This window comes from Pseudomonas sp. AB6 (assembly GCF_034314105.1).
Taxonomy (GTDB): Bacteria; Pseudomonadota; Gammaproteobacteria; order Pseudomonadales; family Pseudomonadaceae; genus Aquipseudomonas.
The window spans coordinates 847,489-871,897 of record NZ_JAVIWJ010000001.1; the positions used below are offsets into that span (position 1 = coordinate 847,489).

Consider the following 24,409-nt stretch of genomic DNA (forward strand, 5'->3'; position numbering starts at 1 on the left):
TGATTGTTATTGAATGTCAACATATGGCGGGTATCTCAGGTAGAATGCGCCCCCAGTTTTTGGAGAAGATCATGACCCTGCTCAAATTCAGCGATGTGTCCCTTGCTTTCGGCGCTATGCCGTTGTTGGACAAGGTGTCCTGGCAGATCGCCCGTGGTGAGCGGGTGTGCATCATCGGCCGTAACGGCACGGGCAAGTCCAGTATGTTGAAGCTGGTAAAAGGCGTGCAGAAACCGGATGACGGATCGGTTTGGCGCGCGCCAGGCCTGAAAATCGGGGAGCTGCCGCAGGAGTTGCCGGAAGCCGACGGGCGGACCGTGTTCGATGTGGTTGCCGAAGGCCTGGATGGCGTTGGCGCACTGCTTGCCGAATATCACCACCTGAGCCAGAACATCGTCACGGCCGAGGACTTGGACAAGCTGATGCATGTTCAGCAAGACCTTGAAGCCCGAGACGGCTGGCGCTTGCAGCAATTGGTCGACAGCACGTTGAGTCGCCTGCAGTTACCGGCTGATAAAACTCTGGCCGAGCTTTCCGGCGGCTGGCGTCGTCGGGTGTTATTGGCCCAGGCCTTGGTTTCTGAGCCAGACTTGCTGCTGCTCGACGAGCCGACCAACCACTTGGATATCGGCGCAATCGCTTGGCTCGAAGAGGCTTTGCTGGGCTTTCAGGGTGCGGTTCTGTTTATTACCCACGACCGGGCATTCCTGCAGAACCTGGCAACCCGGATTCTTGAGCTGGACCGCGGTGGCTTGATCGACTGGAACGGTGATTACGCCAGCTTCCTCGTCCACAAAGAAGCCCAGTTGGCGGCCGAAGATACTGCTAACGCCTTGTTCGACAAGCGTCTGGCCCAGGAAGAAGTCTGGATTCGCCAGGGCATCAAAGCCCGCCGCACGCGTAACGAAGGCCGCGTCCGCGCCCTGAAAGAGTTGCGCGTAGAGCGCGGCGAGCGTCGCGAACGTACCGGCAAGGCCAATATCCAACTTGATACCGCCGATAAATCCGGTAAGCAGGTCATGGTGCTGGATAACGTCAGCTTCGCTCATCCTGGCGGCCCCTTCCTGATCAAAGACTTCTCCATGGTCTTGCAGCGCGAAGACCGTATCGGTCTGCTCGGTGCCAACGGGACCGGCAAGACCACCTTGCTCAAGTTGATGCTCGACAGTCTGCAACCGAGCAGCGGTTCGGTTGAAGTGGGTACACGTTTGGACGTCGCCTATTTCGATCAGTTGCGTCACCAACTCGATTTAGAAAAAACCGTTATCGACAACGTAGCCGAAGGGCGCGACTTCATCGATATCGATGGTCAGAGCCGTCATGTGCTGAGCTATCTGGGCGATTTCCTATTCAGTCCGCAGCGTGCGCGTACGCCGGTGAAAGCGTTGTCCGGCGGTGAACGTGCTCGTCTGTTGTTGGCAAAGCTGTTCAGTAAACCGGCCAACCTATTGGTCCTTGACGAACCAACCAACGATCTGGATGTAGAGACTCTTGAGTTGCTTGAAGAAGTGCTGCTAACGTTTAAAGGCACCGTGCTGATGGTCAGTCACGATCGGGCATTCCTCGACAACGTCGTGACCAGTACGCTGGTGTTTGAAGGCGAAGGCAAGGTTCGTGAATACGTCGGTGGGTACCAGGACTGGTTGCGCCAGGGTGGTTCGCCACGTCTGTTGGGCGTTACCGAGAACAAGTCTGGTAAAGCCGAGCTGGCCACCGCCGCCGTTGCTGCTGCCCCGGTCGCCGCTCAGGACATGCCGGTTGCCAAGAAAAAACTCAGCTACAAGCTACAGCGCGAGCTGGAAGCGCTGCCTAAGCAAATAGACGACGTTGAAGCGCAAATGACTTCGTTGAATGCTGAAATGGCAGATGCCAGTTTCTATCAGCGCCCGGCCGAGCAATCGGCGGCAGTACTGGCGCAACTGGAAAACCTGCAAGCCCAACTCGATACCCTTCTGGAACGTTGGGCTGAACTGGACGCTTGATAGTTGATCTGTAGGGGCCAACGGATTGGCCCTTACAGGAACTTGTCAGCTCTGTGTTTTCAGGCGCACGGCCAATACATCGCACGGCGCGCCGTGAAGAACGTCGTTGGCGGTAGAACCCAGCAGCAAAGCCAGGCCGTGACGGCCATGGCTGCCGACAACGATCAGGTCGCAGGCCTGCGCTTTGGCCAGTTGATGGATTTCCTGGCGCGGCTGGCCGTAGGTAAGGTGGCTGTCGCCGATGCTGACTTCCGGATATTTCAATTTCAGGGCATCGAGCTTTTCTTTGGCCTGATCAAATTGCTGTTGCTGCAGTTGCGATAAATCCATGGGCACGTCGCCCCCAAACGCCATTGCCATAGGCTCGACGATGTGTACCAGTGAGAGTTTGGCGTTGTTGCTGACTGCCAATTCACGCGCTCGGCGTATAACAGGATCGCACTCTTCAGTAAGGTCGATAGCGACCAGGATATGTTCGTACGGCATGAGGAGTACCTCTTGAGGATTGCGATAGCCTTGAGTATGGCTCTTTCGCGCACAATCGTGTGCGCCTTTAAATGATGGTTATTTCCGGGAAAGAACTATGACGGTCTGGATAGTGCTGTCAATCCTTGCGATGATTTTGAGCCCTTTGGCCTGGTTACGGCCATCACGACGGCAGAGTGGAAGAATGGCGTTGCGCTTGGAGGCGCGTCGTATCGGCTTGGGTATGCAGCTCGCGCCGCAAGAATGGCCGCACTGGCTACCCACTGAACCTCCAAGCCCCTGTGCGCAGTATCACTTGCCGCGTAGTCGCAAAGAGCCTGCGTGCTGGGTTTATTGGCAAGCCGCTCCGGGTATTTGGCTGAATCAGTGGCGCGAACCTTGCGAGGACGCATTGCTGATGGCGCAGTTTTGTACATTGCCCTGCGACGTGTTCAAGGTCGAAGCCAGCAAGCAGCTTATCTCACTGTATTGGGCTGAGCGCGGCGAACCCGAAATATTGCAGCGGATTTCTGCCATCCTCAGATCGTTGGCTTGAAGCGACCAAACTGACCCTTTCATTGGTCCTTCGACGGTTAAATTACGCCGATTAGGTGCGGCATTACGCGTGTGCCTGCGAATTATTAATCCAGTGAATATTCCTACATCCGACAGGTATCAAACCCGCAGCCAGCGCGGCGTGGATTACTGACGTGTCGATATATTGCAGTCTCCACGGGAATTTTGCGGAATTGACAATTGGCAGGATTTCCGTGATGGTGTCCGTACCCAAATCAAACGGGCGTATGAAATGAGCGTTTGCATGTCGGAAAGCGCTTACAGAATCCCGAGTATCGCGTCGGTGGGTGTGTCTAGGCAGATGGTAGTAATAACGGGTTAAACCGTATTCACGTCGGCCTCTAGCGTCCAGCGCGTATTGTTCAGCTTCCATATCGTGGAGATCAGTTGATGATTTACGAAGGTAAAGCCATCACGGTTAAGGCTCTTGAAAGTGGCATCGTCGAACTGAAGTTCGATCTCAAGGGTGAGTCCGTCAACAAGTTCAACCGTCTAACCCTAAATGAATTGCGTCAGGCTGTAGATAGCATCAAGGCTGACGGTTCGATCAAGGGTGTGATTGTCAGCAGTGGCAAAGACGTCTTCATCGTCGGCGCCGACATCACCGAGTTCGTCGAGAACTTCAAGTTGCCGGATGCTGAGCTGGTGGCTGGCAACCTCGAAGCCAACAAAATCTTCAGCGACTTCGAAGACCTCGGTGTTCCAACGGTCGTGGCCATCAATGGCATCGCGCTAGGCGGTGGCTTTGAAATGTGCTTGGCGGCTGACTTCCGTGTCATGTCGAGCAGCGCCAAAGTCGGGTTGCCGGAAGTCAAGTTGGGTCTATACCCAGGTTTCGGCGGCACCGTTCGCTTGCCGCGTCTGATCGGCGCTGACAATGCTATCGAGTGGATCGCTTCGGGCAAAGAAAACCGTGCTGAAGACGCGCTGAAAGTGGGCGCTGTCGATGCGGTTGTTGCGCCAGAGAAATTGGCCGAAGCCGCGCTGGACTTGGTCAAACGTGCCATTTCCGGCGAGTTTGCTCACAAAGCCAAGCGTCAGCCTAAGCTGGATAAACTCAAGCTCAACGCTATTGAACAGATGATGGCGTTCGAAACAGCTAAAGGTTTCGTAGCAGGCCAGGCTGGCCCGAACTACCCAGCCCCGGTTGAAGCCATCAAGTCCATCCAGAAAGCCGCCAACTTTGGCCGCGACAAGGCTCTGGAAATCGAAGCCGCCGGCTTCGTTAAAATGGCCAAGACCTCTGCTGCGCAGAGCTTGATTGGCCTGTTCCTGAACGATCAGGAATTGAAGAAAAAAGCCAAAATCTACGATGAAGTCGCTAGAGACGTGAAGCAGGCCGCCGTACTTGGTGCCGGGATCATGGGCGGCGGTATTGCCTATCAGTCGGCTGTCAAAGGTACGCCGATCCTGATGAAGGATATTCGTGAAGACGCCATTCAATTGGGTCTTAACGAGGCGTCCAAGTTGCTGGGCAATCGTGTCGACAAGGGCCGTTTAACCTCTGCGAAGATGGCCGTCGCATTAAATGCGATTCGTCCTACGCTTTCCTACGGCGATTTCGGCACGGTCGACTTCGTGGTTGAAGCCGTGGTCGAGAACCCAAAGGTCAAGCAGGCGGTATTGGCCGAAGTAGAAGGCCAAGTTAAGGACGACACGATTCTCGCGTCGAATACCTCGACCATTTCCATCAGCCTGTTGGCCAAAGCCCTCAAGCGCCCGGAAAACTTTGTCGGCATGCACTTTTTCAACCCAGTGCACATGATGCCGCTGGTAGAAGTCATCCGCGGCGAGAAGTCCAGTGAAGTTGCAGTGGCAACGGCTGTGGCTTACGCGAAGAAAATCGGCAAGAACCCGATTGTGGTTAATGATTGCCCCGGCTTCTTGGTCAACCGCGTGCTGTTCCCGTACTTCGGTGGGTTTGCCAAGTTGGTCAGCGCCGGTGTGGACTTCGTCCGTATCGACAAAGTGATGGAAAAATTCGGTTGGCCAATGGGCCCGGCGTATCTGATGGACGTGGTCGGTATCGACACCGGTCACCACGGTCGTGACGTTATGGCTGAAGGTTTCCCAGATCGCATGAAGGATGACCGTCGTTCGGCTGTGGATGTGCTTTACGAAGCCAATCGTCTGGGGCAGAAAAACGGCAAGGGCTTCTACGCTTACGAGATGGACAAGAAGGGCAAGCCGAAGAAAGTCACGGACGCCGCTGTGCTTGAAGTCCTCAAGCCAATTGTCTACGAGCAACGCGAAGTGTCTGACGACGACATTGTCAACTGGTTGATGATTCCGCTGTGTATGGAAACCGTTCGCTGCCTGGAAGACGGCATCGTCGACACCGCCGCAGAAGCCGACATGGGCTTGATCTACGGCATCGGCTTCCCTCCATTCCGTGGCGGTGCGCTGCGCTACATCGACTCTGTTGGTGTGGCTGAGTTCGTTGCCCTGGCTGACAAATATGCTGATCTGGGCGCCTTGTACCATCCGACCGCGAAGCTGCGTGAGATGGCTAAAAATGGCCAGAGCTTCTTCGGTTAAGCGCCCAACGACTGAGAGGAATTTATGAGCTTGAATCCGAGAGACGTCGTGATTGTTGACTTCGGTCGCACCCCGATGGGCCGCTCCAAGGGTGGCATGCACCGTAATACCCGCGCCGAAGATATGTCCGCGCACCTGATTAGCAAATTGCTGGAACGCAATGTCAAAGTTGACCCTGCGGAAGTCGAAGATGTGATTTGGGGTTGCGTAAACCAGACCCTGGAACAGGGCTGGAACATTGCCCGCATGGCTTCGCTGTTGACTCAGATCCCGCACTCCGCCGCTGCGCAGACGGTGAGCCGCTTGTGTGGTTCATCCATGAGCGCGCTGCACACTGCCGCGCAAGCGATCATGACCGGCAACGGTGATGTGTTCGTGGTCGGCGGTGTCGAGCACATGGGCCATGTCAGCATGATGCACGGCGTAGATCCAAACCCGCATATGTCGCTGTACGCTGCCAAGGCGTCAGGGATGATGGGCTTGACTGCGGAAATGCTCGGTAAAATGCATGGTATTACCCGCGAGGCCCAAGATGCTTTTGGCGTGCGTTCACATCAGTTGGCCCACAAGGCAACGATTGAAGGTAAGTTCAAGGATGAAATCATCCCGATGCAAGGGTATGACGAGAACGGTTTCCTGAAAATGTTCGACTACGACGAAACCATTCGTCCGGATACAACTCTGGAAAGCCTTGCCGCCTTAAAACCTGCCTTCAATCCTAAAGGTGGCACGGTTACGGCGGGCACGTCCTCGCAAATCACCGATGGTGCATCGTGCATGATTGTCATGTCAGCGCAGCGTGCTCAAGACCTCGGCATCCAACCTCTAGCGGTCATCCGCTCGATGGCGGTGGCGGGTGTGGACCCCGCAATCATGGGCTACGGTCCAGTACCGGCAACACAAAAAGCCTTGAAGCGCGCAGGGCTGAATATCACTGATATCGACTTCTTCGAGCTGAACGAAGCCTTCGCCGCACAGGCCTTGCCAGTGCTGAAAGATTTGAAAGTGCTCGACAAGATGAACGAGAAGGTTAACCTGCACGGCGGCGCAATTGCTCTTGGGCATCCATTTGGGTGTTCCGGTGCTCGTATCTCCGGTACGTTGCTCAACGTTATGAAACAGAATGGCGGCAACCTTGGCGTTGCGACCATGTGCATTGGCCTGGGTCAGGGCATTGCCACCGTCTTCGAACGCGTCTAAAGGTTCGTCTGATGGGAAGCCGGGGCCAAGTGCCCCGGCTTTTGTTTTTATGAAAAGCTGGTTTTTTTGCAAAAAGTTGCATTTCAAAATAATTTATTTTCAGGTTTCATTTTCGAGGTCAGCAGCATGCAGTTACAGCCTGGACTCTATCGCCATTACAAGGGCCCTGAGTACCGTGTATTCAGCATTGCCCGTCATTCTGAAACCGAAGAAGAAGTAGTGTTCTATCAAGCCCTCTATGGCGATTACGGTCTTTGGGTGCGTCCCTTGAGCATGTTCCTGGAGTCCGTCGAAGTTGACGGCGAACAGGTGCCACGCTTTGCTTTGGTTCAAGCCGAACCGAGCCTGTTTTCAAGGCCCTGAGTTGAGATCGCGCAGTAGCCTGTGCTTGACCTCGTCTTATTGCCACTATATATAGCGGTGCCTCGACAGGCACCAAGCGCCTTTCATTTCTAAATTCAGGAATTTTCTGATCCATGGGCAAATCGCTGGTCATCGTGGAATCCCCGGCTAAGGCCAAGACCATCAACAAGTACTTGGGTAACCAGTACGTGGTGAAGTCGAGTATCGGCCATATCCGAGACTTGCCCACCAGCGGTTCGGCTAGCGCCAGCAAAGAGCCTGCTGCCAAGCGCGGCAAGGCTGTTGCGGGCGAGGGACCGGTTCTGACGCCGAAAGAAAAGGCAAAGCGCCAGCTTGTGTCGCGGATGGGTGTCGATCCTGATCACGGCTGGAAAGCCAAGTACGAGATCCTTCCCGGTAAAGAGAAGGTGATCGAAGAGCTGCGCCGGCTCGCCAAAGATGCTGACATCATCTATCTCGCAACCGACTTGGACCGCGAGGGGGAAGCCATTGCATGGCACCTGCGCGAAGCCATTGGTGGTGATGACAGCCGCTACAAGCGCGTGGTGTTCAACGAGATCACTAAGAAAGCGATTCAGGAAGCTTTTTCCAAGCCGGGTGAGTTGGACATTGATCGGGTCAACGCTCAACAGGCTCGTCGATTCCTCGACCGCGTGGTGGGGTACATGGTTTCGCCGCTGCTCTGGCAGAAAGTTGCCCGTGGTCTATCAGCAGGTCGCGTCCAGTCGGTTGCGGTTAAGTTAGTGGTTGAGCGCGAACGGGAGATCCGAGCGTTTAACCCTGAAGAATATTGGGAAATCCACGCAGACCTCGGCACTGCCAAGGGCGCAAACGTACGTTTCGAAGTCGCCCGTGAAAGCGGCGAGGCGTTCAAGCCGCTAAACGAAACCACGGCTATGGCCGCGCTTGAGAAGCTCAAAGCGTCCAGCTACAGCATCGTCAAGCGCGAAGACAAGCCCACCAGCAGCAAGCCATCGGCGCCGTTTATCACCTCCACGTTGCAACAGGCTGCCAGTAACCGCTTGGGCTACGGCGTGAAAAAAACCATGATGATGGCTCAGCGTTTGTACGAAGCTGGCTACATCACCTACATGCGTACTGACTCGACCAATCTATCGGTTGATGCGGTGACCATGGCACGTGCCTATATCGAAACCGAGTTCGGCAAGAAGTACCTGCCTGAAGCGCCTAACGTCTACAGCAGCAAAGAAGGCGCACAGGAGGCTCACGAAGCGATTCGTCCTTCAGACGTCAATACCCATCCGAGCAAGCTTACGGGGATGGAGCGCGACGCTGAGCGGCTCTATGAACTTATCTGGCGCCAATTCGTAGCCTGTCAAATGCCACCGGCGCAATACCTGTCGACCACCGTCAGTGTCGCTGCCGGGACCTTCGAACTGCGCGCCAAAGGTCGTATCCTAAAGTTTGATGGTTACACTCGCGTTCTGCCGCAGATGGCCAAGCCGGGCGACGACGACGTGTTGCCGGATATGGGGCAGGGCGATACGCTCAAGTTGAACCAGCTTGACCCGACTCAACACTTCACAAAACCGCCTGCGCGTTACTCCGAAGCGAGCTTGGTCAAAGAGATGGAAAAGCGCGGGATCGGCCGACCATCGACCTATGCTGCGATCATTTCCACTATCCAGGATCGCGGCTACGTAGCGCTTCATAACCGCCGTTTCTACTCCGAAAAAATGGGCGACATCGTTACTGGGCGCTTGTCTGAGAGCTTCTCCGATCTTATGGATTATGGTTTCACTGCCGGCATGGAGGGGAACCTTGATGACGTCGCTAAAGGTCAGCGTGATTGGAAAAATGTCCTCGACGAATTCTACGGCGACTTCAAGAAAAAACTCGAAGTAGCCGAGGCTGCGGATAGCGGCATGCGCGCCAACCAACCGGTGATGACAGATATCGCTTGTAAAGTGTGTGGTCGTCCGATGCAGATTCGTACCGCCTCCACCGGTGTGTTCCTGGGTTGCTCTGGTTACAGCCTGCCGCCGAAAGAGCGCTGCAAGGCAACGGTTAACCTGACGCCAGGTGACGAAATTGCCGAGGACGATGAAGGCGAGTCTGAGTCTCGGGTATTACGTGGTAAGCACCGTTGCCACATTTGCAACACGGCAATGGACGCCTATCTGCTGGATGAAAAGCGAAAGCTGCACATCTGCGGCAATAACCCTGACTGCGTGGGTTATGAGGTTGAAGAAGGCACTTACCGGATCAAGGGCTATGAAGGCCCAAGCCTGGAATGTGACAAGTGCGGCAGTGAGATGCAGCTAAAGACCGGACGTTTCGGCAAGTTCTTCGGTTGCACCAATGCAGAGTGCAAAAACACGCGCAAACTGCTGAAAAGCGGGGAAGCGGCGGGGCCCAAGATGGACCCGGTGAAGATGCCCGAGTTGAAGTGCGAGAAAGTTACCGACACCTATATCTTGCGTGATGGTGCTTCAGGTTTGTTTCTGGCTGCCAGTCAATTCCCGAAAAATCGCGAGACCCGTGCGCCACTGGTGATCGAGATTGTTCCTCACCGGGACGAAATCGACCCCAAGTATCACTTCCTCTGCGACGCACCGAAGAAGGATCCGGACGGGCACCCTGCGGTGATACGTTACAGCCGCAAAACCAAAGAGCAATATGTGCAGACTGAAGTGGAAGGCAAGCCGACAGGCTGGCGTGCGTTCTACGACGGCAACGCCTGGAAGGTCGAAGACAAACGTTGATGATGTGCGCCTGACCTTCGGGTTGGGTGCTTTTCGGTTGTCGGATGCTGGCTCGCCCGACGCGCAAAATGCGTGTTGCGCGAGCCAGATTTGCTTTAAGTCCAGCTGTTCTAAAATTGTTTTTGATGGCTAAAACTGTTTGTTATGGAGAGTCGCGCCATGGCCCATGAGCTTTATACCCGCACCAACCAGAAAATCTATTTCGCCGGGCTTGCCCTGGAAGCGCTTGGCAAAGCTGAAGACAGCCGGGCCATGAACGCACAGGCGCTAATCCAGTCCGAGCGCGAATGTGCGTTGTTTCATTTGTACGGTGCATTGCTGGGCCTGTGTCATGAGATCGCAGGTTTCTATCGCTTACCCCAAGCCGGTGCGCCCCGGGCAGAAATGTTGCTGACGCAGGACGTATTAAGCGCTGTTGCGATTCCCGAAATGGCCGAACTGATCGAATTGGCTGAGCATTCGCAAACCTGGCTGGCACAGCTGTTGGCCGCCTATAACGCACTGTTCCAGCCGCCGCGCGCACCGAAGAAACCTAAGGGTGATGTTACTCAACCGTCAATCATTGCTATCAGCCTAGGGGACGAGCCTGCCCCGGCTTTGACTCGCACGGAAATGGAAGACTGGCGTCAGCAGCTAAAGGGACTGACGGTTCGATTTCGAGAAGGGCTCAGTGAGTGCTGAATGATCGATGGGCTAGGGGTTGAGTCGGATGGGCTGGTACAATATCGACTTTTTGCGGGGAAGCAGATCGCTATGCCAACGTCTTTTTTAGAAATTGTCGAGTTGCCTGACGGACGTATTGAATTGCGCCGCGCCGAAGACGAAGGGTCTTTGGTTACGTTGGATTTCTCTGCAGACGCCAAAGTATTCCTGCAGGGCCAGCACGTAGAAATTGCTAAAGCGATGCTGAGTGTTGGCGTGCAAATGGCTGGACGTCTCGCGGAAGGTGATATTGATAAGCACAATGGCCCGCGAATTCTCCACTGAATTGTCGGGTGGTCGTGGGCTGATAAATCAGCCCAGGCGAATATTCAAGCTTTGGGCGTCACCGGTCCTTGCCGCGCTGATCAATTGTTCACGCCCTATGCCATTGATCGGATTGATCCAGCTCACCACTGTATGACTGCGGCCCAATCGCAGGGCTTCGCAGGTTAACTCCAGTGCGCTTTGAACGCCGCGCGGTTGAAGCAATAGAATTCGCTCCCGGTTTAATCCCGCGTCACGCAGCCAGGCTTGAGTCAGGCTCGACGGCGGTGCGATCAACGTTAGCCATCGCGCATCTTGATCCTGACTCAGCTCGCGCAGAATCGGCGCCAAAAGATTTAGACAATTTCCGGCCGCGCCGCGCAACGACAATTCACTAAAAACTTCTGGCGCTGAATTCCAGGGCGTTTCGACCACGTCTGTAAGTAGCGGGGCGATGGGCTGTGCCATAAATGCCTCGAACAGTGGTAATTGAGCATGCTGTGGGGTTTGGTGGAACTGCATAAAATCTCCTTTAGCGGCGAATGACGCCGACGCTCAAGCCTTCGATAACCAGATCCTGATCTTTAAGGTTCACTTCTATAGGGGCGAAGTCAGGGTTTTCCGCGATCAGCCAGACTTTGCTGCCTTCACGCTTGAAACGTTTTACCGTTACTTCGTCACCGATCCGAGCGACCACGATCTGCCCGTTGCGAGCTTCGCGACAGGTGTGTACGGCAATCAGGTCACCGTCGAGAATGCCGACGTCTTTCATGCTCATGCCGTGGACACGTAACAGATAGTCGGCAGCGGGATGGAAGAAAGCCGGGTTGATATTGCAGGACTCTTCAATATGTTGCTGCGCAAGTATCGGGGCGCCCGCAGCGACTCGACCAATGATTGGCAGGCTGCTTTCTTCGGATTTGGCTTCAAATCCCGGAATTCGAATACCCCGGGAGGCGCCAGGGGTCATCTCGATAGCGCCCTTGCGCGCTAACGCCTTAAGGTGCTCTTCAGCGGCGTTGGGAGATTTAAAACCGAGCTCTTGAGCGATTTCTGCTCGGGTCGGTGGATAGCCGTTGTCTTCAAGGCAGCGTTTGATGAAACCCAGAATTTCGGCTTGGCGTGGCGTCAGTTTCAGCATGTTGATCGCTCTGGCTTTTTATACAGTGACTGGGATTATATACAGTGATTACGTCTTGGCAATCGTCCTTTGTATCCGGACCGCTGGACGGTCTCTACCGACCTGACAAAGACTCGACGCGATCGCTTGTCCCGGCAGGTTCTCAGGCCCTGGTTTGTAAGATCTTTACGCATTGTTGTAGGGTTAAATGCCAGCGTGACTGCCCAGCCAGAAAATGAATGCACAGGGTTGACAAACAACCCGCTTGAAACGTATGTTTCAAACAAGTGTTTGTCAGGCGAAGATCATGGCCCAGTCGGAAACAGTAGAACGCATCCTGGATGCTGCTGAGCAGTTGTTTGCGGAGAAAGGTTTCGCGGAAACGTCGCTGCGGTTGATTACCAGTAAAGCATCGGTCAATTTGGCGGCGGTGAATTACCACTTCGGGTCAAAAAAGGCCTTGATTCAAGCAGTATTCTCTCGCTTTCTCGGACCTTTCTGCATCAGCCTGGATCGTGAGCTTGAGCGCCGTTACACCAAGCCCGATCACAAACCCACACTGGAAGAGCTGCTGGAAATTCTTGTAGAGCAAGCTTTGGCAGTCCAGCCTCGTAGCAACAACGATCTTTCGATATTTATGCGTCTGCTGGGCCTCGCTTTTAGCCAGAGCCAAGGCCATCTGCGGCGCTACCTCGAAGACATGTACGGCAAAGTCTTTCGGCGCTACATGCTGTTGGTCAATGACGCCGCGCCGCGTATTCCCCCGATAGAATTATTCTGGCGTGTACATTTTATGCTCGGAGCAGCCGCGTTTAGCATGTCCGGGATCAAGGCGTTGCGCGCTATCGCGGAGACTGATTTCGGCGTGAATACGTCGATTGAGCAGGTGATGCGCTTAATGGTGCCTTTCCTTGCGGCCGGCATGCGCGCCGAGACCGGCGTTACCGACGATGCCATGGTTTCAGCACAGCTCAAGCCTCGCAGCAAAAGTCCGGCTGCCGCCAAGGTTTAGCCGCAGTCGGGTGGGCGCGACAGCGTTCATCCGCTAAGCTAGCCGCCTATGCGTACCCTTCGGTTTATTCGTGTCTCCCTCGCCAACCCGTTTGTCCTCATGGGTTGCGCGTCTGGCCGTGTGCACTGTGCCTGATGCCACGCCTTTGTAGGGTTTGGCTGTATGAGTTAAGGAATTTCATGATGAGTTCAGGCCTGCAAGGCTCGTTGATGGTCGATGTCGCCGGTACGTGGTTGACCGCCGAAGATCGCCAGCTACTGCGTCAGCCCGAAGTCGGTGGTGTGATCATTTTTGCGCGCAATATCGAGCATCCTCGGCAAGTCCGCGAGCTTAGCGCTGCAATTCGTGCCATTCGACCTGACGTGTTGATTGCGGTGGATCAAGAAGGCGGTCGCGTGCAGCGGTTGCGTCAGGGCTTTATCCGCTTGCCAGCGATGCGGGCCATTGCCGACAACCCGAACGCCACAACGCTGGCCGAACACTGCGGTTGGGTGATGGCCACCGAAGTTTTAGCGGTAGGCCTGGACCTGAGTTTTGCGCCAGTGTTGGACCTGGATTATCAGCGTAGTGCGGTAGTGGGTAGCCGGGCATTTGACGGTGATCCTGAGCGCGCAGCTCTGTTGGCAGGGGCTTTTATTCGAGGAATGAATGCGGCCGGCATGGCCGCAACTGGTAAGCATTTCCCTGGTCATGGTTGGGCAGAAGCTGATTCGCATGTCGCAATGCCGACTGACGAGCGCAGTTTGGATGATATTCGCGCCAACGACCTTGTGCCGTTCGCCAGGCTAAGCAAGCAACTGGCGGCAGTGATGCCGGCCCACGTGATTTACCCACAGGTCGATTCGCAGCCCGCGGGCTTTTCCCGCCGTTGGCTGCAAGACATCTTACGTGGTGAATTGAAATTCGACGGTGTGATTTTTAGCGACGACCTTTCGATGGCGGGTGCGCATGTGGTCGGGGATGCGGCAAGCCGTATCGAGGCGGCGCTTTCGGCCGGCTGTGACATGGGCCTGGTGTGTAATGATCGCGGTGCCGCTGAGCTGGCCCTTAGCGCGCTGCAGCGGATGAAGGTCGCACCGTCGCTGCGTATCGCGCGGATGCGCGGGCAGGCTTACGCCACCACTGAATACCGTCAGCACCCGCGCTGGCTGGCAGCGCTTGAAGCGTTGCGTGCCGCCCAACTGATTGATTAAAGGATTTTGCCATGACTGTTTACGCGATTATCGGCGGTACCGGACTGACTCAACTGGAAGGGCTGAACATCCGTCAATCGTTACCCATGAATACGCCCTACGGCGCGCCTTCTGGCGAGATTCAGGTCGGTGAATACGCCGGGCGCGAAGTATTATTTCTAGCCAGACACGGTCATCCCCATCGCTTTCCACCGCATCAAGTGAACTACCGCGCCAATCTCTGGGCATTGAAGCAGGCCGGGGCCGAAGCGATTCTGGCGGTGAATGCGGTTGGCGGGATTCATCCGGCAATGGGCACTGGCCACTTTTGCGTGCCACACCAGTTGATTGACTACACCGGCGGCCGTGAACACACGTACTTCGCCGACGACCTGGAACACGTAACCCACATCGACTTCAGCTATCCCTATAGCGAAGAACTGCGCGCTAGACTGATTGCTGCGCTGGCCGCTGAAGGGTGCGACCACAGCGACCAGGGTGTATACGCCTGCACTCAGGGTCCACGCCTGGAAACCGTGGCGGAGATCGTTCGTCTGGAGCGTGACGGGTGCGATATCGTCGGGATGACCGGTATGCCTGAAGCTGCATTGGCGCGTGAGATCGACCTGGCCTACGCGTGTTTGGCATTGGTGGTTAATCCTGCTGCCGGGAAGTCGTCGGCGGTGATTACCATGGCGGAAATCGAACAGGCTTTGCACGACGGAATGGGCAAGGTTAAAGCAACCTTGGCCAGGGTGCTGACGGCTGATTGAGCGCGGCGGCTTTCTGGATGAACCAATGTGATTGCGATTCACTGATGCACCGAGCGACGCCCTTCCCGATGTATTCGGCCTGCGGATTTTTCTGAACCCCAACACGTCGGCTCCAGATTATTTAGCTCACGGCCTGACCTTTTTCGGCTTCGGCGACGGTATAGGCAGCGGGGCAAACAAAGCATTGATGTCTTCGCTCTCAAGTCGCCAGTCTCCAGCTGTTCGGCCATCAAGTACACCGGATGCCAGCGCTGATTTTTCTTGCTGCAAGCGCTGGATTTTCTCTTCGACGGTGCCTCGCGCAATCATCTTATAGACGAATACGGGTTTGTCCTGACCGATGCGATACGCACGGTCGGTGGCTTGGTTTTCCGCTGCCGGGTTCCACCACGGGTCATAATGAATCACGGTGTCGGCGGCGGTCAGGTTCAGGCCGGTACCGCCTGCTTTCAGGCTGATCAGAAACACCGGTACCTTACCGCTCTGAAAGTCCTGCACCGGCGCACGGCGGTCGCGGGTTTGGCCGGTAAGCAGCACGTATTCGATGCCCCGTTGGTTCAGCTCCGCTTCAATCAACGCTAGCATTGAAGTGAATTGGGAAAACAGCAGGATCTTTCGCCCCTCGGCCAACAATTCTTCGAACATCTCCATCAGGCTGTGAAGTTTGGCCGAGCTGCCATGGCGCCCGATGGCAGGGGCGCTGTTGACTAAGCGCAGATCGCAACACACTTGGCGCAATTTCAGCAAGGCTTCAAGAATAATGATCTGGCTGCCCGCCATGCCTTTGCGACCTATCTCCTCGCGAACCTTTTTATCCATGGCCAGCCGCACGGTTTCGTACACATCACGTTGAGTGTCATTGAGCTCAACCCAATGCACTATTTCGGTTTTCGGGGGCAGTTCGGTGGCCACTTGCTCTTTAGTCCGGCGCAGCAAGAACGGCTTGATTCGGGCATTCAGATGCTGCAAACGTAACTCGCTGCCGTCTTTTTCAATGGCTTTGCGGTAGTTGCTATTGAAGTGTTTGTTGTCACCCAGCCAGCCCGGCATCAAAAAGTGAAACAGCGACCACAGCTCGCCCAAGTGGTTTTCCAGTGGCGTACCACTCAGGCACAGCCGTTGCCGGGCATTCAAACTGCACGCAGCATGAGCGGCCTTGCTGCGGGGGTTTTTGATGTACTGCGCTTCGTCCAGTATCAGCACGTGCAGCGGTTGTAGCGCCAGCAACTCAACGTCCCGTGGCAGCAGCGCATAGGTAGTCAAAATCAGGTCGTATTCGTGCAGGTTTGTAAAATTGCGTTTTCTACCTGCACCATGCAGCGCCAAGACTTTCAGTTCCGGGGTAAAGCGTTCGGCTTCGTCCATCCAATTTGGAATCAAGCTAGTGGGCATTACCGCCAGCGAAGGGCGGTCCATGCGACCCGCCTGTTTCTCTATAAGCAGGTGAGCCAAGGTTTGCAGGGTTTTTCCCAGGCCCATGTCGTCAGCTAGAATGCCGCCGACTTCCAGCTCGCGCAGCGATTGCATCCAGCTCAAGCCCTCGTGCTGATAGGGTCGCAACGTCGCATTCAAGCGCTCGGGTATACCGACCGAGAAATTTTTAATGTTGGCCAAGCGCTCGGCGAAGCGACGCAAGCGTTCGCCGCCTTCCCAAATCAGCGGCAAGTTGTCCAGTGCCGTCAGACGGGTAGCGTCGGCAGTGTTCAGGCGAAGCGCATTATTGCCATCGTCGTGCCAATAGAAGTCGCCCAAGGCTGCTAACACCGGTTTCAGTCGGCCATAGGGCAGCGCCACTTGAATCGGTTCGCCACCTTTTTGCGTGAAGTGATTGAGCTGCACCAGAAGCTGTTCGTCGTCGCGGCGTTTGGTAATCCCGCTGGCGCTCATCAATTCAGGGTGAGTGCGCAGCAAGTTGATCAGAATCGGCAGTAAACTCAGGCGTTCGCCGTTGACGACAATCCCCAGTTCCAGGTCGAACCAGTCGTGTTCCGGTTTCTCCTGAATGACCGCATACCAGTCTTCGACGGGTGTGACGTCGAAACTGAAATCATCATAAATATCAATTTCCCAGCCCTGTTCGCGCAATAGCGGCAATTGGTGGGTCATGAAGTGCAGCCAGGCTTTATCGTTCGGCAGTTCGAACATGTCCCCGGCGCTGTCGGGTAGCGCCTTGCTTTGCCGAGTCGCCAGCTTAAAGCCACAGTCGTGCATCGCCTCGTAGCAGCGTTTTTCCTCATCGGCGTGGCGATGGAGGCGCAGGGTCTCGGTTTGCTCGTGCAAAACCATATCGACGGGTTTGCCCGCCGCATAGTAAGGACCATAGCCAAAAGCCAAGGCCGCGCGGTGCTGGAGGTGCCGTTGCATACGGCCGTTACGTGGTTCGTAGGCACTGTACTCGACACTGGCAACTGTCAGCCGTGGACGTGGAAAGTAGTCGATTGTGCGTTCGGGCAGCGCCGGTTTTTGTTTTACGGGGGGAGCGAGATCAGGCGTGGGGTTGGCTATGTCGAGCGCAGCAAGGATCGATGGCTGATTTTCCGGGGCTTGCAGGAAAAACAAAGCGGCGGCGCAGTGCTTACAGTTGTTACGTACTGGGCAGGTGCATTTGGCGACCACGAACTGGCTGTATTTCTCCGGGTCTTTGAGCTTGAGAGTTTGGGTGTAGATTTCCAGGCTTGAGCCTCGGCATAGCGTCTGGACTAACTCCCCGCTCAGGTGGTGCAACATGATGCGTTGTTGCCGGGCATAGTCGCGCCCTCGCTCAAGGCTTTGAGCTTTGAAACCATCTGCCCACGAAGAGGCTAAAACTCTTTCAAGAATTGACGACACAGTTCAATACAGCCCTACGCCGCAGCGGTGCTCAAAAGGCAAGGGGCGCAGTGCGCCCCTTGAGTGCTTTGTGATAAACGTCGACCAGTATGGCCGTGCGTGCGGTGCAAGTGGAGCGCTTTTAACGATTCAGGCTTTTTTCGGCGCAAGACGTTCGAACAGAGCTTCCAGCGTGTTAAAACGCTCCTCCGGACGTTCCATGGGCACCATGAATTTGAACAGCGTGGCGCCTTCGAACTTGTAGCGATTGGGCTGGCCCTGAATCAGCTTGATCAGTACCAGGGGATCAACCTGGGTACTGGCGCTGAACTCAATACGCCCACCTTGAGGACCGGCGTCGACTTTCTTGATACCCAATTGCTCGGCTTGCAGCTTTAGCAGCGTTAGGCGTACCAGATTTTTGGTCGGCTCGGGCAGCAGGCCGAAGCGATCAATCATCTCGACCTGCAAATCCTTGAGACCTTCTTCGTCGGCGGCGTTGGCAATGCGCTTGTAGAGGATCAGGCGTGTATGTACGTCGGGCAGGTACGCCTCGGGGATTAATGCCGGCAATCGCAGGTTGATTTCCGGGCCGCCGCCCAAAGGCTGGTCTAGGTTCGGTTGTTCGCCCTTACGAATGGCCTTGACCGCGCGCTCGAGCATTTCCATGTACAGGGTGAAGCCCACAGCCTGAATTTGCCCGCTCTGACCATCGCCCAATAGTTCGCCGGCGCCACGGATTTCCAGGTCATTGGTGGCGAGCACGAAGCCCGCTCCAAGGTCTTGGGTGTTGGCAATCGCTTCCAGACGCTTCTCGGCGTCTGGGGTGATTTGTGCGCGAGGCGGCGTCAACAGATAGGCATACGCTTGGTGGTGACTGCGCCCCACCCGGCCGCGCAATTGGTGTAATTGTGCCAAGCCAAACTTGTCAGCTCGTTCGATGATGATGGTGTTGGCGCTTGGTACGTCGATCCCGGTCTCGATGATGGTCGAGGCGATCAGCACGTTGAAACGCTTATGGTAGAAATCGCTCATCACCTGTTCGAGATCGCGTTCACGCATCTGCCCGTGACCGATGCCGATGCGCGCTTCCGGCACCAGCTCAGCCAAGTCCGCAGCGCATTTCTCGATGGTTTTGACGTCATTGTGCAGGTAGTAAACCTGTCCGCCACGCAGCAGTTCACGGAGCAGGGCTTCTTTGACTGTACTTTTGTTGTTCTCCATGACGAAGGTACGGACCGACAAACGACGCGCCGGCGGAGTGGCGATGATCGACAAGTCGCGCATCCCCGACACGGCCATGTTCAGCGTTCGCGGAATCGGTGTTGCGGTCAGGGTCAGGATATCGACTTCACTGCGCAGGGCCTTGAGCTGTTCCTTCTGGCGTACCCCGAAACGGTGTTCTTCGTCGATGATTACCAGCCCAAGGTTCTTTATCTTCACGTCGTCTTGCAGCAGCTTGTGCGTGCCAATCACAATGTCGATTTTGCCTTCAGCCAAGTCCGCCACGGCGGCATTGATCTCTTTGGTGGACTTGAAGCGGCTCATGACTTCGACGCTCACCGGCCAATCGGCAAAGCGATCCCGAAAGCTGTTGTAGTGTTGCTGAGCGAGGAGGGTGGTCGGGACCAGAATGGCAACTTGGCGACCACCGTGCACGGCGATGAACGCCGCGCGCATGGCCACTTCGGTTTTGCCGAAACCCACGTCGCCGCATACAAGGCGGTCCATCGGCTTGGGCGCGAGCATGTCAGCGCGCACGGCGTCGATGGTGGTTTGCTGATCCGGGGTTTCTTCAAACGGAAAACCTGCGCTGAAGGTCGCGTAGTCGGCTTTGGGGTCAGCGAAAGCATAACCCTCACGGGCGGCGCGACGGGCATAAATGTCGAGCAGCTCCGCCGCGACATCGCGAACCTGTTCGGCGGCCTTACGCTTGGCTTTCTGCCAGGTTTCGGAGCCCAACCGATGCAGCGGCGCCAAGGCGTCATCGCTGCCGGTGTATCGTGCGATTAAGTGCAAGTTGGCTACTGGCACATATAATTTCGCCTCTTCGGCGTATGCCAGCATCAGGAACTCGGCCACCTGGTTTTCGACTTCCAGCGTCGCTAACCCCAGATAGCGGCCCACACCGTGGTCGATATGCACCACAGGGGCACCTTCACGCAGTTCGGTGAGGTTCTTGATCACCGCGTCATTGTTGCCGCCGTCGGTGCGCTTCTCCCGACGCCGACGTTGCATGACGCGTTGGCCGAACAGCGGGCTTTCTGCGATCAGCGCAAGGGCTGGCTGCTCCAGGATAAGGCCTTCGTCCAACGGCCCAATGGTGATCGACAGGCGATCTTTGCCTTCTGTGAAGTCCGTCCAGCCGTCGACGGTTTTTGGCCGCAGCTTCAGGCGCTCCAGTAGCTCCAGCAACACTTCGCGGCGCCCGGCAGACTCGGCGGTAAACAATACGCGCCCCGGAAACTCGTCGAGAAACTTTGATAGCGCGGCCAGTGGTTGGGTGGCCTTGGATTCGATGGCCAGATCCGGCAGCGGCAGAACCGGGAACCGTTCACGGCCGATGCCGGTTTCGACGTCTTGTTGGCTGGCGACTATCCGTGGCCAGCTTTTCAGGCGGGCGAAACAGTCTTCCACGGGGAGAAATAATTCGCTGGGCGGCAGCAACGGCCGTTCAGGATCGACTTTGCGCTCTTCATAGCGGTTGCGCACATCACCCCAGAAGTTCTCGGCCGCTTGTTCAATGCCGGGCAGCGAGAACACCTGGGTGTCTTGGGGCAGGTAATCGAACAGGGTCGAGGTTTCATCGAAGAACAGCGGCAGGTAGTACTCGATCCCGGCCGGCGTGATTCCGCTGCTCAGGTCTTGGAAGATCGGGCACTTGCGAAAATCCACATCGAAGCGCTCGCGAAACCGAGCCTTGAAACGAGTAACGGCATCTTTTTGCAGCGGAAACTCGCGCGCAGGCAGCAGCCGAACTGACTGCACCTTGTCGATGGAACGCTGGGTTTCCGGGTCGAACGTGCGCAAGGTTTCGATTTCGTCGTCGAACAGATCGATCCGGTACGGCAGTTTGCTGCCCATGGGAAACAGATCGATCAACGCGCCACGGACGGCAAACTCACCGTGCTCGTACACCGTATCCACGCAACGATAGCCACTGGCTTCAAGGCGGATGCGCATTTGCTCGACGTCGAGCTTTTGGCCGATGTCCAGCACCAGGCTGCTGCCGAGCAAAAACTTGGTCGGGGCCAGTCGGTGCAGAGCGGTAGTGATGGGAACCACCAGCACGCCGTGCGCCAGTTCTGGCAGCCGGTAAAGGCTGGCGATGCGCTGGGAGATAATGTCCTGGTGCGGCGAAAACAGGTCGTAGGGCAGGGTTTCCCAGTCTGGAAAGTGCAGTACGGGCAAGTCTGGCGCAAAAAAGCCGAGTTCTTGCTCAAGACGCTCGGCGCTTTGGCTGTCAGCGGTTAGCAGCAGCGTAAAACGCTTGGCAGCGCTGGCAGCTTCGGCAATGGCCAGACTGAGGGCAGCACCGGGCAAATTTCCCCAGTGTTGTTTGCCTGCCGCAGCAGGGAGTTTCGGGATACGCAGAACGGGCACGGACGGTTGAGCTCCAGCGTTGCGAAAGGGCGGTTGATTGTAGCGAACGAAGGTGCGTGCTGTCAGTTTTCAGCGTTTTACGTGCATGGAATTTATGTAGTGCCGTGTGATCTCAACGTCACGCATTGCTCATAAACAAAGGCGGCGGCATAATGTAGTCCCTTTTTTCAGCCCCTACATGTGGAAGGTTCCCGTGACTCAGAAGCCCGACCAGTGTCTTGGTGAATGGATCGATCGTGAAGCCCTCGCCGAGGCAATGATCCCTCTCATCGGTCAGCTCTACCGCAATAATAATGTGGTGAGCTCGATTTATGGCCGCAGCCTGATCAACCGTTCAGTCATCGCAATTCTTAAAGCACATCGTTTTGCTCGTCACCGGCAAGCCGATGGCGTCGAGTTGTCCGTGCATGAGACGTTCCCGCTGCTCAAAGCCATGAGCGAGCTAAAACTGGGTGCTGCTTCGGTAGACTTGGGCAAGCTGGCTGTGAAGTTCAAGGCTGAGGGCAAAGGCCGCAGCGCTGAACAGTTTGTGCGTGACGAATTGGCTGATGTAGTGGGTCAACAAAGCGCTACCTCGGGCAAAGGCACCGATGTTGTGTTGTACGGTTTCGGCCGAATTGGTCGCCTCTTGGCACGGATACTGATCGAAAAAACCGGCGGCGGCGATGGTTTGCGCTTGCGGGCGATTGTTGTGCGTAAAGGCGCCGACAATGATTTGATCAAGCGTGCCAGCTTGCTGCGTCGCGACTCGGTACATGGTCCGTTCGATGGCACCATTACCATTGATGAAGCCAACAATACCATCACTGCAAACGGCAACCTGATACAGGTAATCTACGCCAAGAATCCGACTGACGTGGATTACACCCAGTACGGCATCAAAAACGCTTTGCTAGTAGATAACACCGGTGTGTGGCGCGATGCCGAAGGTCTGGGCCAGCACTTGACCTGCCCCGGCATTGCCCGCGTTGTGTTGACTGCGCCTGGCAAAGGCAAGCTGAAGAACATCGTGCATGGCATTAACCATGACCAGATCACCGCAGATGACTTGATCATTTCGGCGGCTTCTTGCACCACCAATGCCATAGTGCCGGTGCTCAAAGCGGTTAATGACAAGTTCGGCATCGTGAACGGTCACGTTGAAACGGTTCATTCTTATACCAACGACCAGAACCTGATCGATAACTTCCACAAGGGCGATCGCCGCGGCCGTAGTGCTGCGTTGAACATGGTCATCACGGAAACCGGTGCTGCCACCGCTGCTGCCAAGGCGTTGCCTGAACTGGCTGGTAAGCTGACCGGCAATGCGATCCGGGTACCGACGCCTAACGTGTCCATGGCGATTCTCAACTTGACCCTTGAGAAACCCACCACCCGTGAAGAAATCAACGAGTACTTGCGCTACATGGCAATGCACTCCGATTTGCATAAGCAGATCGATTTCGTTCATTCGCAGGAAGTAGTGTCCACCGACTTCGTCGGCTCACGTCACGCCGGTGTTGTCGATGCCGAGGCAACAATCTGCAACGACAACCGCGTTGTTCTGTATGTCTGGTACGACAACGAATTCGGTTACAGCTGCCAGGTTGTTCGTGTGATGGAAGACATTGCCGGGGTTAACCCGCCAGCGTTTCCGAAGTAAGTAGCTTTTGTAATAAATGCCCTGACTGAGTCGGGGCATTTTTTATTACAGCTTTTTAAAATTACTATCAGGCGCTAGCAGGAATGGCCTGAGGCGCTTCCAGTCGGTTTTTGCCTTTGCGAAACAGTACCAGCGTTGCGATCAACCCGAGAAGCGCTGCACCGCTGAGCCAGATGCCAGGCGCTGCCTTGTTGTCCAGTGCGTGGATCAAGTAGGTACAGGCCAAGGGTGTAAAGCCGCCGAAAGTGGCTGTTGCCAAGCTGTAGGCCAGAGAGAAACCGGTTGTCCGTACATCTGCTGGCATGATTTCGGTGAGGGCTACAACCATGGCGCCGTTGTACGAGCCGTATAGGAACGACAACCACAACTCAACAATCAAAAGGTTTTCAAAGCTAGGGTGAGCCACTAGCCAGGAAAGCGCAGGGTAAGCCGTGAGCAATGCCAAGATAGTTGCGGCCAACAGCAGCGGTTTGCGGCCGATGCGGTCAGACAGCGAGCCCATGACTGGCAGCCAGATGAAGTTCGAGATACCCACACATACTGCGACCAGCAAGCTTTCCAAGTCGGTCAGGTGCAGCTCGGTTTTACCGAAGGTCGGTGTGTAAGCGGTGATCAAGTAGAACGACACAGTGGTCATCACCACCAGCGCGGTGCCACCCAATACCAAGCCAAAGTTCTGGCCGATCGAACGAATAATTTCGCCTAAGGTTGGGTGATGTTTGCGGGCCTGGAACTCAGGCGTTTCTTCCAGCGAACGACGAATAATGAAGATCGCCGGAACGATCATGCAGCCGATCAGGAACGGTACGCGCCAGCCCCAATCACCCATTTGCTCCGGGCTCAACCAATGGTTGAGACCAACACCGAGCAGGGCGGCGAATACAACCGCAGCTTGTTGGCTGGCCGACTGCCAGCTAACGAAGAAACCTTTACGGCCTGGCGTGGAGATTTCTGCGAGGTAAACCGAAACGCCTCCCAGTTCTACACCGGCGGAGAAGCCTTGTAACAGACGCCCGAACAGCACCAACAGCGGCGCTGCGACACCGAGCGTGGCGTAACCCGGTACGCAGGCGATAAGCACCGTGCCCATGGCCATCATCGCTAACGTAATGATCAGACCTTTGCGGCGACCGTGACGGTCAATGTAGGCGCCTAGGAAAATCGCGCCCAATGGCCGCATTAGAAAGCCAGCACCAAAGGTCGCTAGGGACAGCATCAGCGAAGCAAAAGCGCTATCGGTAGGAAAGAAGGTCTTTGCAATGGCTGTGGCATAAAAGCCGTAAACCATAAAGTCGAACATTTCCAGAAAATTGCCGCTGACAACGCGAAAAATCGCTTTGCCTTTGCCCGTATTCGAGGACATTTCAAATTACTCACTTAGGCTATGTAGCTGGAATCCCTTATTTTTTTCTTTATGGCACGTTGGCTTCCTGCCTGCATGCAGCACCGGATGTAACAATATG

18 protein-coding genes are annotated in these 24,409 nt (G+C 55.7%); 12 read left to right on the forward strand and 6 right to left on the reverse strand.

Going from position 1 to position 24,409, the window contains the following annotated elements; genetic code table 11:
- Positions 1-71 precede the first annotated feature (71 nt).
- Entirely contained in the window at positions 72-1,982 is a 1,911-nt protein-coding gene (locus RGW60_RS03945) for an ATP-binding cassette domain-containing protein (protein ID WP_322202341.1), read from the forward strand.
- Between the two features lie 45 nt (positions 1,983-2,027).
- Here the strand turns inward: RGW60_RS03945 and RGW60_RS03950 are convergent, their stop codons facing one another.
- On the reverse strand, positions 2,028-2,468 hold the full coding sequence (locus RGW60_RS03950) for a universal stress protein (RefSeq protein WP_322202343.1): 441 nt from the start codon (positions 2,466-2,468) through the stop codon (positions 2,028-2,030).
- Between the two features lie 97 nt (positions 2,469-2,565).
- On the opposite strand from RGW60_RS03950, the gene RGW60_RS03955 reads away from it, so the two are divergent.
- The 7 genes from RGW60_RS03955 to RGW60_RS03985 all read left to right on the forward strand — a co-directional run bounded on the left by RGW60_RS03955 (position 2,566) and on the right by RGW60_RS03985 (position 10,837).
- Complete coding sequence (locus RGW60_RS03955; RefSeq protein WP_322202345.1) at positions 2,566-3,003, forward strand: hypothetical protein; 438 nt, start codon at positions 2,566-2,568, stop codon at positions 3,001-3,003.
- Between the two features lie 410 nt (positions 3,004-3,413).
- Positions 3,414-5,561, forward strand: coding sequence for a fatty acid oxidation complex subunit alpha FadB (gene fadB, locus RGW60_RS03960; protein WP_322202347.1), 2,148 nt, complete (start codon positions 3,414-3,416; stop codon positions 5,559-5,561).
- 24 nt (positions 5,562-5,585) lie between these two features.
- Positions 5,586-6,761, forward strand: coding sequence for an acetyl-CoA C-acyltransferase FadA (fadA, locus tag RGW60_RS03965; protein ID WP_322202349.1), 1,176 nt, complete (start codon positions 5,586-5,588; stop codon positions 6,759-6,761).
- Positions 6,762-6,887: 126 nt separating this feature from the next.
- Positions 6,888-7,124 (forward strand): DUF1653 domain-containing protein, encoded by a 237-nt coding sequence (locus RGW60_RS03970; protein ID WP_322202351.1) that lies wholly within the window; start codon positions 6,888-6,890, stop codon positions 7,122-7,124.
- Between the two features lie 113 nt (positions 7,125-7,237).
- Positions 7,238-9,850, forward strand: a complete 2,613-nt coding sequence (gene topA / locus RGW60_RS03975) for a type I DNA topoisomerase (protein WP_322202353.1) — start codon at positions 7,238-7,240, stop codon at positions 9,848-9,850.
- Between the two features lie 159 nt (positions 9,851-10,009).
- On the forward strand, positions 10,010-10,531 hold the full coding sequence (locus tag RGW60_RS03980; RefSeq protein ID WP_322202355.1) for a DUF6586 family protein: 522 nt from the start codon (positions 10,010-10,012) through the stop codon (positions 10,529-10,531).
- A 72-nt stretch (positions 10,532-10,603) separates the two neighbouring features.
- On the forward strand, positions 10,604-10,837 hold the full coding sequence (locus RGW60_RS03985) for a hypothetical protein (protein WP_322202357.1): 234 nt from the start codon (positions 10,604-10,606) through the stop codon (positions 10,835-10,837).
- Between the two features lie 27 nt (positions 10,838-10,864).
- Here the strand turns inward: RGW60_RS03985 and sulA are convergent, their stop codons facing one another.
- Positions 10,865-11,338 (reverse strand): SOS-induced cell division inhibitor SulA, encoded by a 474-nt coding sequence (gene sulA / locus RGW60_RS03990; protein ID WP_322202359.1) that lies wholly within the window; start codon positions 11,336-11,338, stop codon positions 10,865-10,867.
- Between the two features lie 10 nt (positions 11,339-11,348).
- Entirely contained in the window at positions 11,349-11,957 is a 609-nt protein-coding gene (gene lexA / locus RGW60_RS03995; protein WP_322202361.1) for a transcriptional repressor LexA, read from the reverse strand.
- A gap of 286 nt (positions 11,958-12,243) precedes the next feature.
- Here lexA and RGW60_RS04000 point away from each other — a divergent pair, with 286 nt between their 5' ends.
- The 3 genes from RGW60_RS04000 to RGW60_RS04010 all read left to right on the forward strand — a co-directional run bounded on the left by RGW60_RS04000 (position 12,244) and on the right by RGW60_RS04010 (position 14,893).
- On the forward strand, positions 12,244-12,948 hold the full coding sequence (locus RGW60_RS04000; RefSeq protein WP_322202363.1) for a TetR/AcrR family transcriptional regulator: 705 nt from the start codon (positions 12,244-12,246) through the stop codon (positions 12,946-12,948).
- A gap of 194 nt (positions 12,949-13,142) precedes the next feature.
- Positions 13,143-14,141, forward strand: coding sequence for a beta-N-acetylhexosaminidase (nagZ, locus tag RGW60_RS04005; protein ID WP_322206836.1), 999 nt, complete (start codon positions 13,143-13,145; stop codon positions 14,139-14,141).
- A gap of 11 nt (positions 14,142-14,152) precedes the next feature.
- On the forward strand, positions 14,153-14,893 hold the full coding sequence (locus RGW60_RS04010; protein WP_322202365.1) for an S-methyl-5'-thioinosine phosphorylase: 741 nt from the start codon (positions 14,153-14,155) through the stop codon (positions 14,891-14,893).
- A gap of 126 nt (positions 14,894-15,019) precedes the next feature.
- Here RGW60_RS04010 and RGW60_RS04015 read toward each other — a convergent pair whose 3' ends face one another.
- Complete coding sequence (locus RGW60_RS04015) at positions 15,020-17,722, reverse strand: DEAD/DEAH box helicase (RefSeq protein WP_322202367.1); 2,703 nt, start codon at positions 17,720-17,722, stop codon at positions 15,020-15,022.
- 129 nt (positions 17,723-17,851) lie between these two features.
- Positions 17,852-21,304, reverse strand: a complete 3,453-nt coding sequence (gene mfd / locus RGW60_RS04020) for a transcription-repair coupling factor (RefSeq protein WP_322202369.1) — start codon at positions 21,302-21,304, stop codon at positions 17,852-17,854.
- 178 nt (positions 21,305-21,482) lie between these two features.
- Here mfd and RGW60_RS04025 point away from each other — a divergent pair, with 178 nt between their 5' ends.
- Positions 21,483-22,946 (forward strand): glyceraldehyde-3-phosphate dehydrogenase, encoded by a 1,464-nt coding sequence (locus RGW60_RS04025; protein WP_322202371.1) that lies wholly within the window; start codon positions 21,483-21,485, stop codon positions 22,944-22,946.
- Between the two features lie 67 nt (positions 22,947-23,013).
- Here RGW60_RS04025 and RGW60_RS04030 read toward each other — a convergent pair whose 3' ends face one another.
- Entirely contained in the window at positions 23,014-24,309 is a 1,296-nt protein-coding gene (locus RGW60_RS04030; protein WP_322202373.1) for an MFS transporter, read from the reverse strand.
- Between the last annotated feature and the right edge of the window lie 100 nt (positions 24,310-24,409).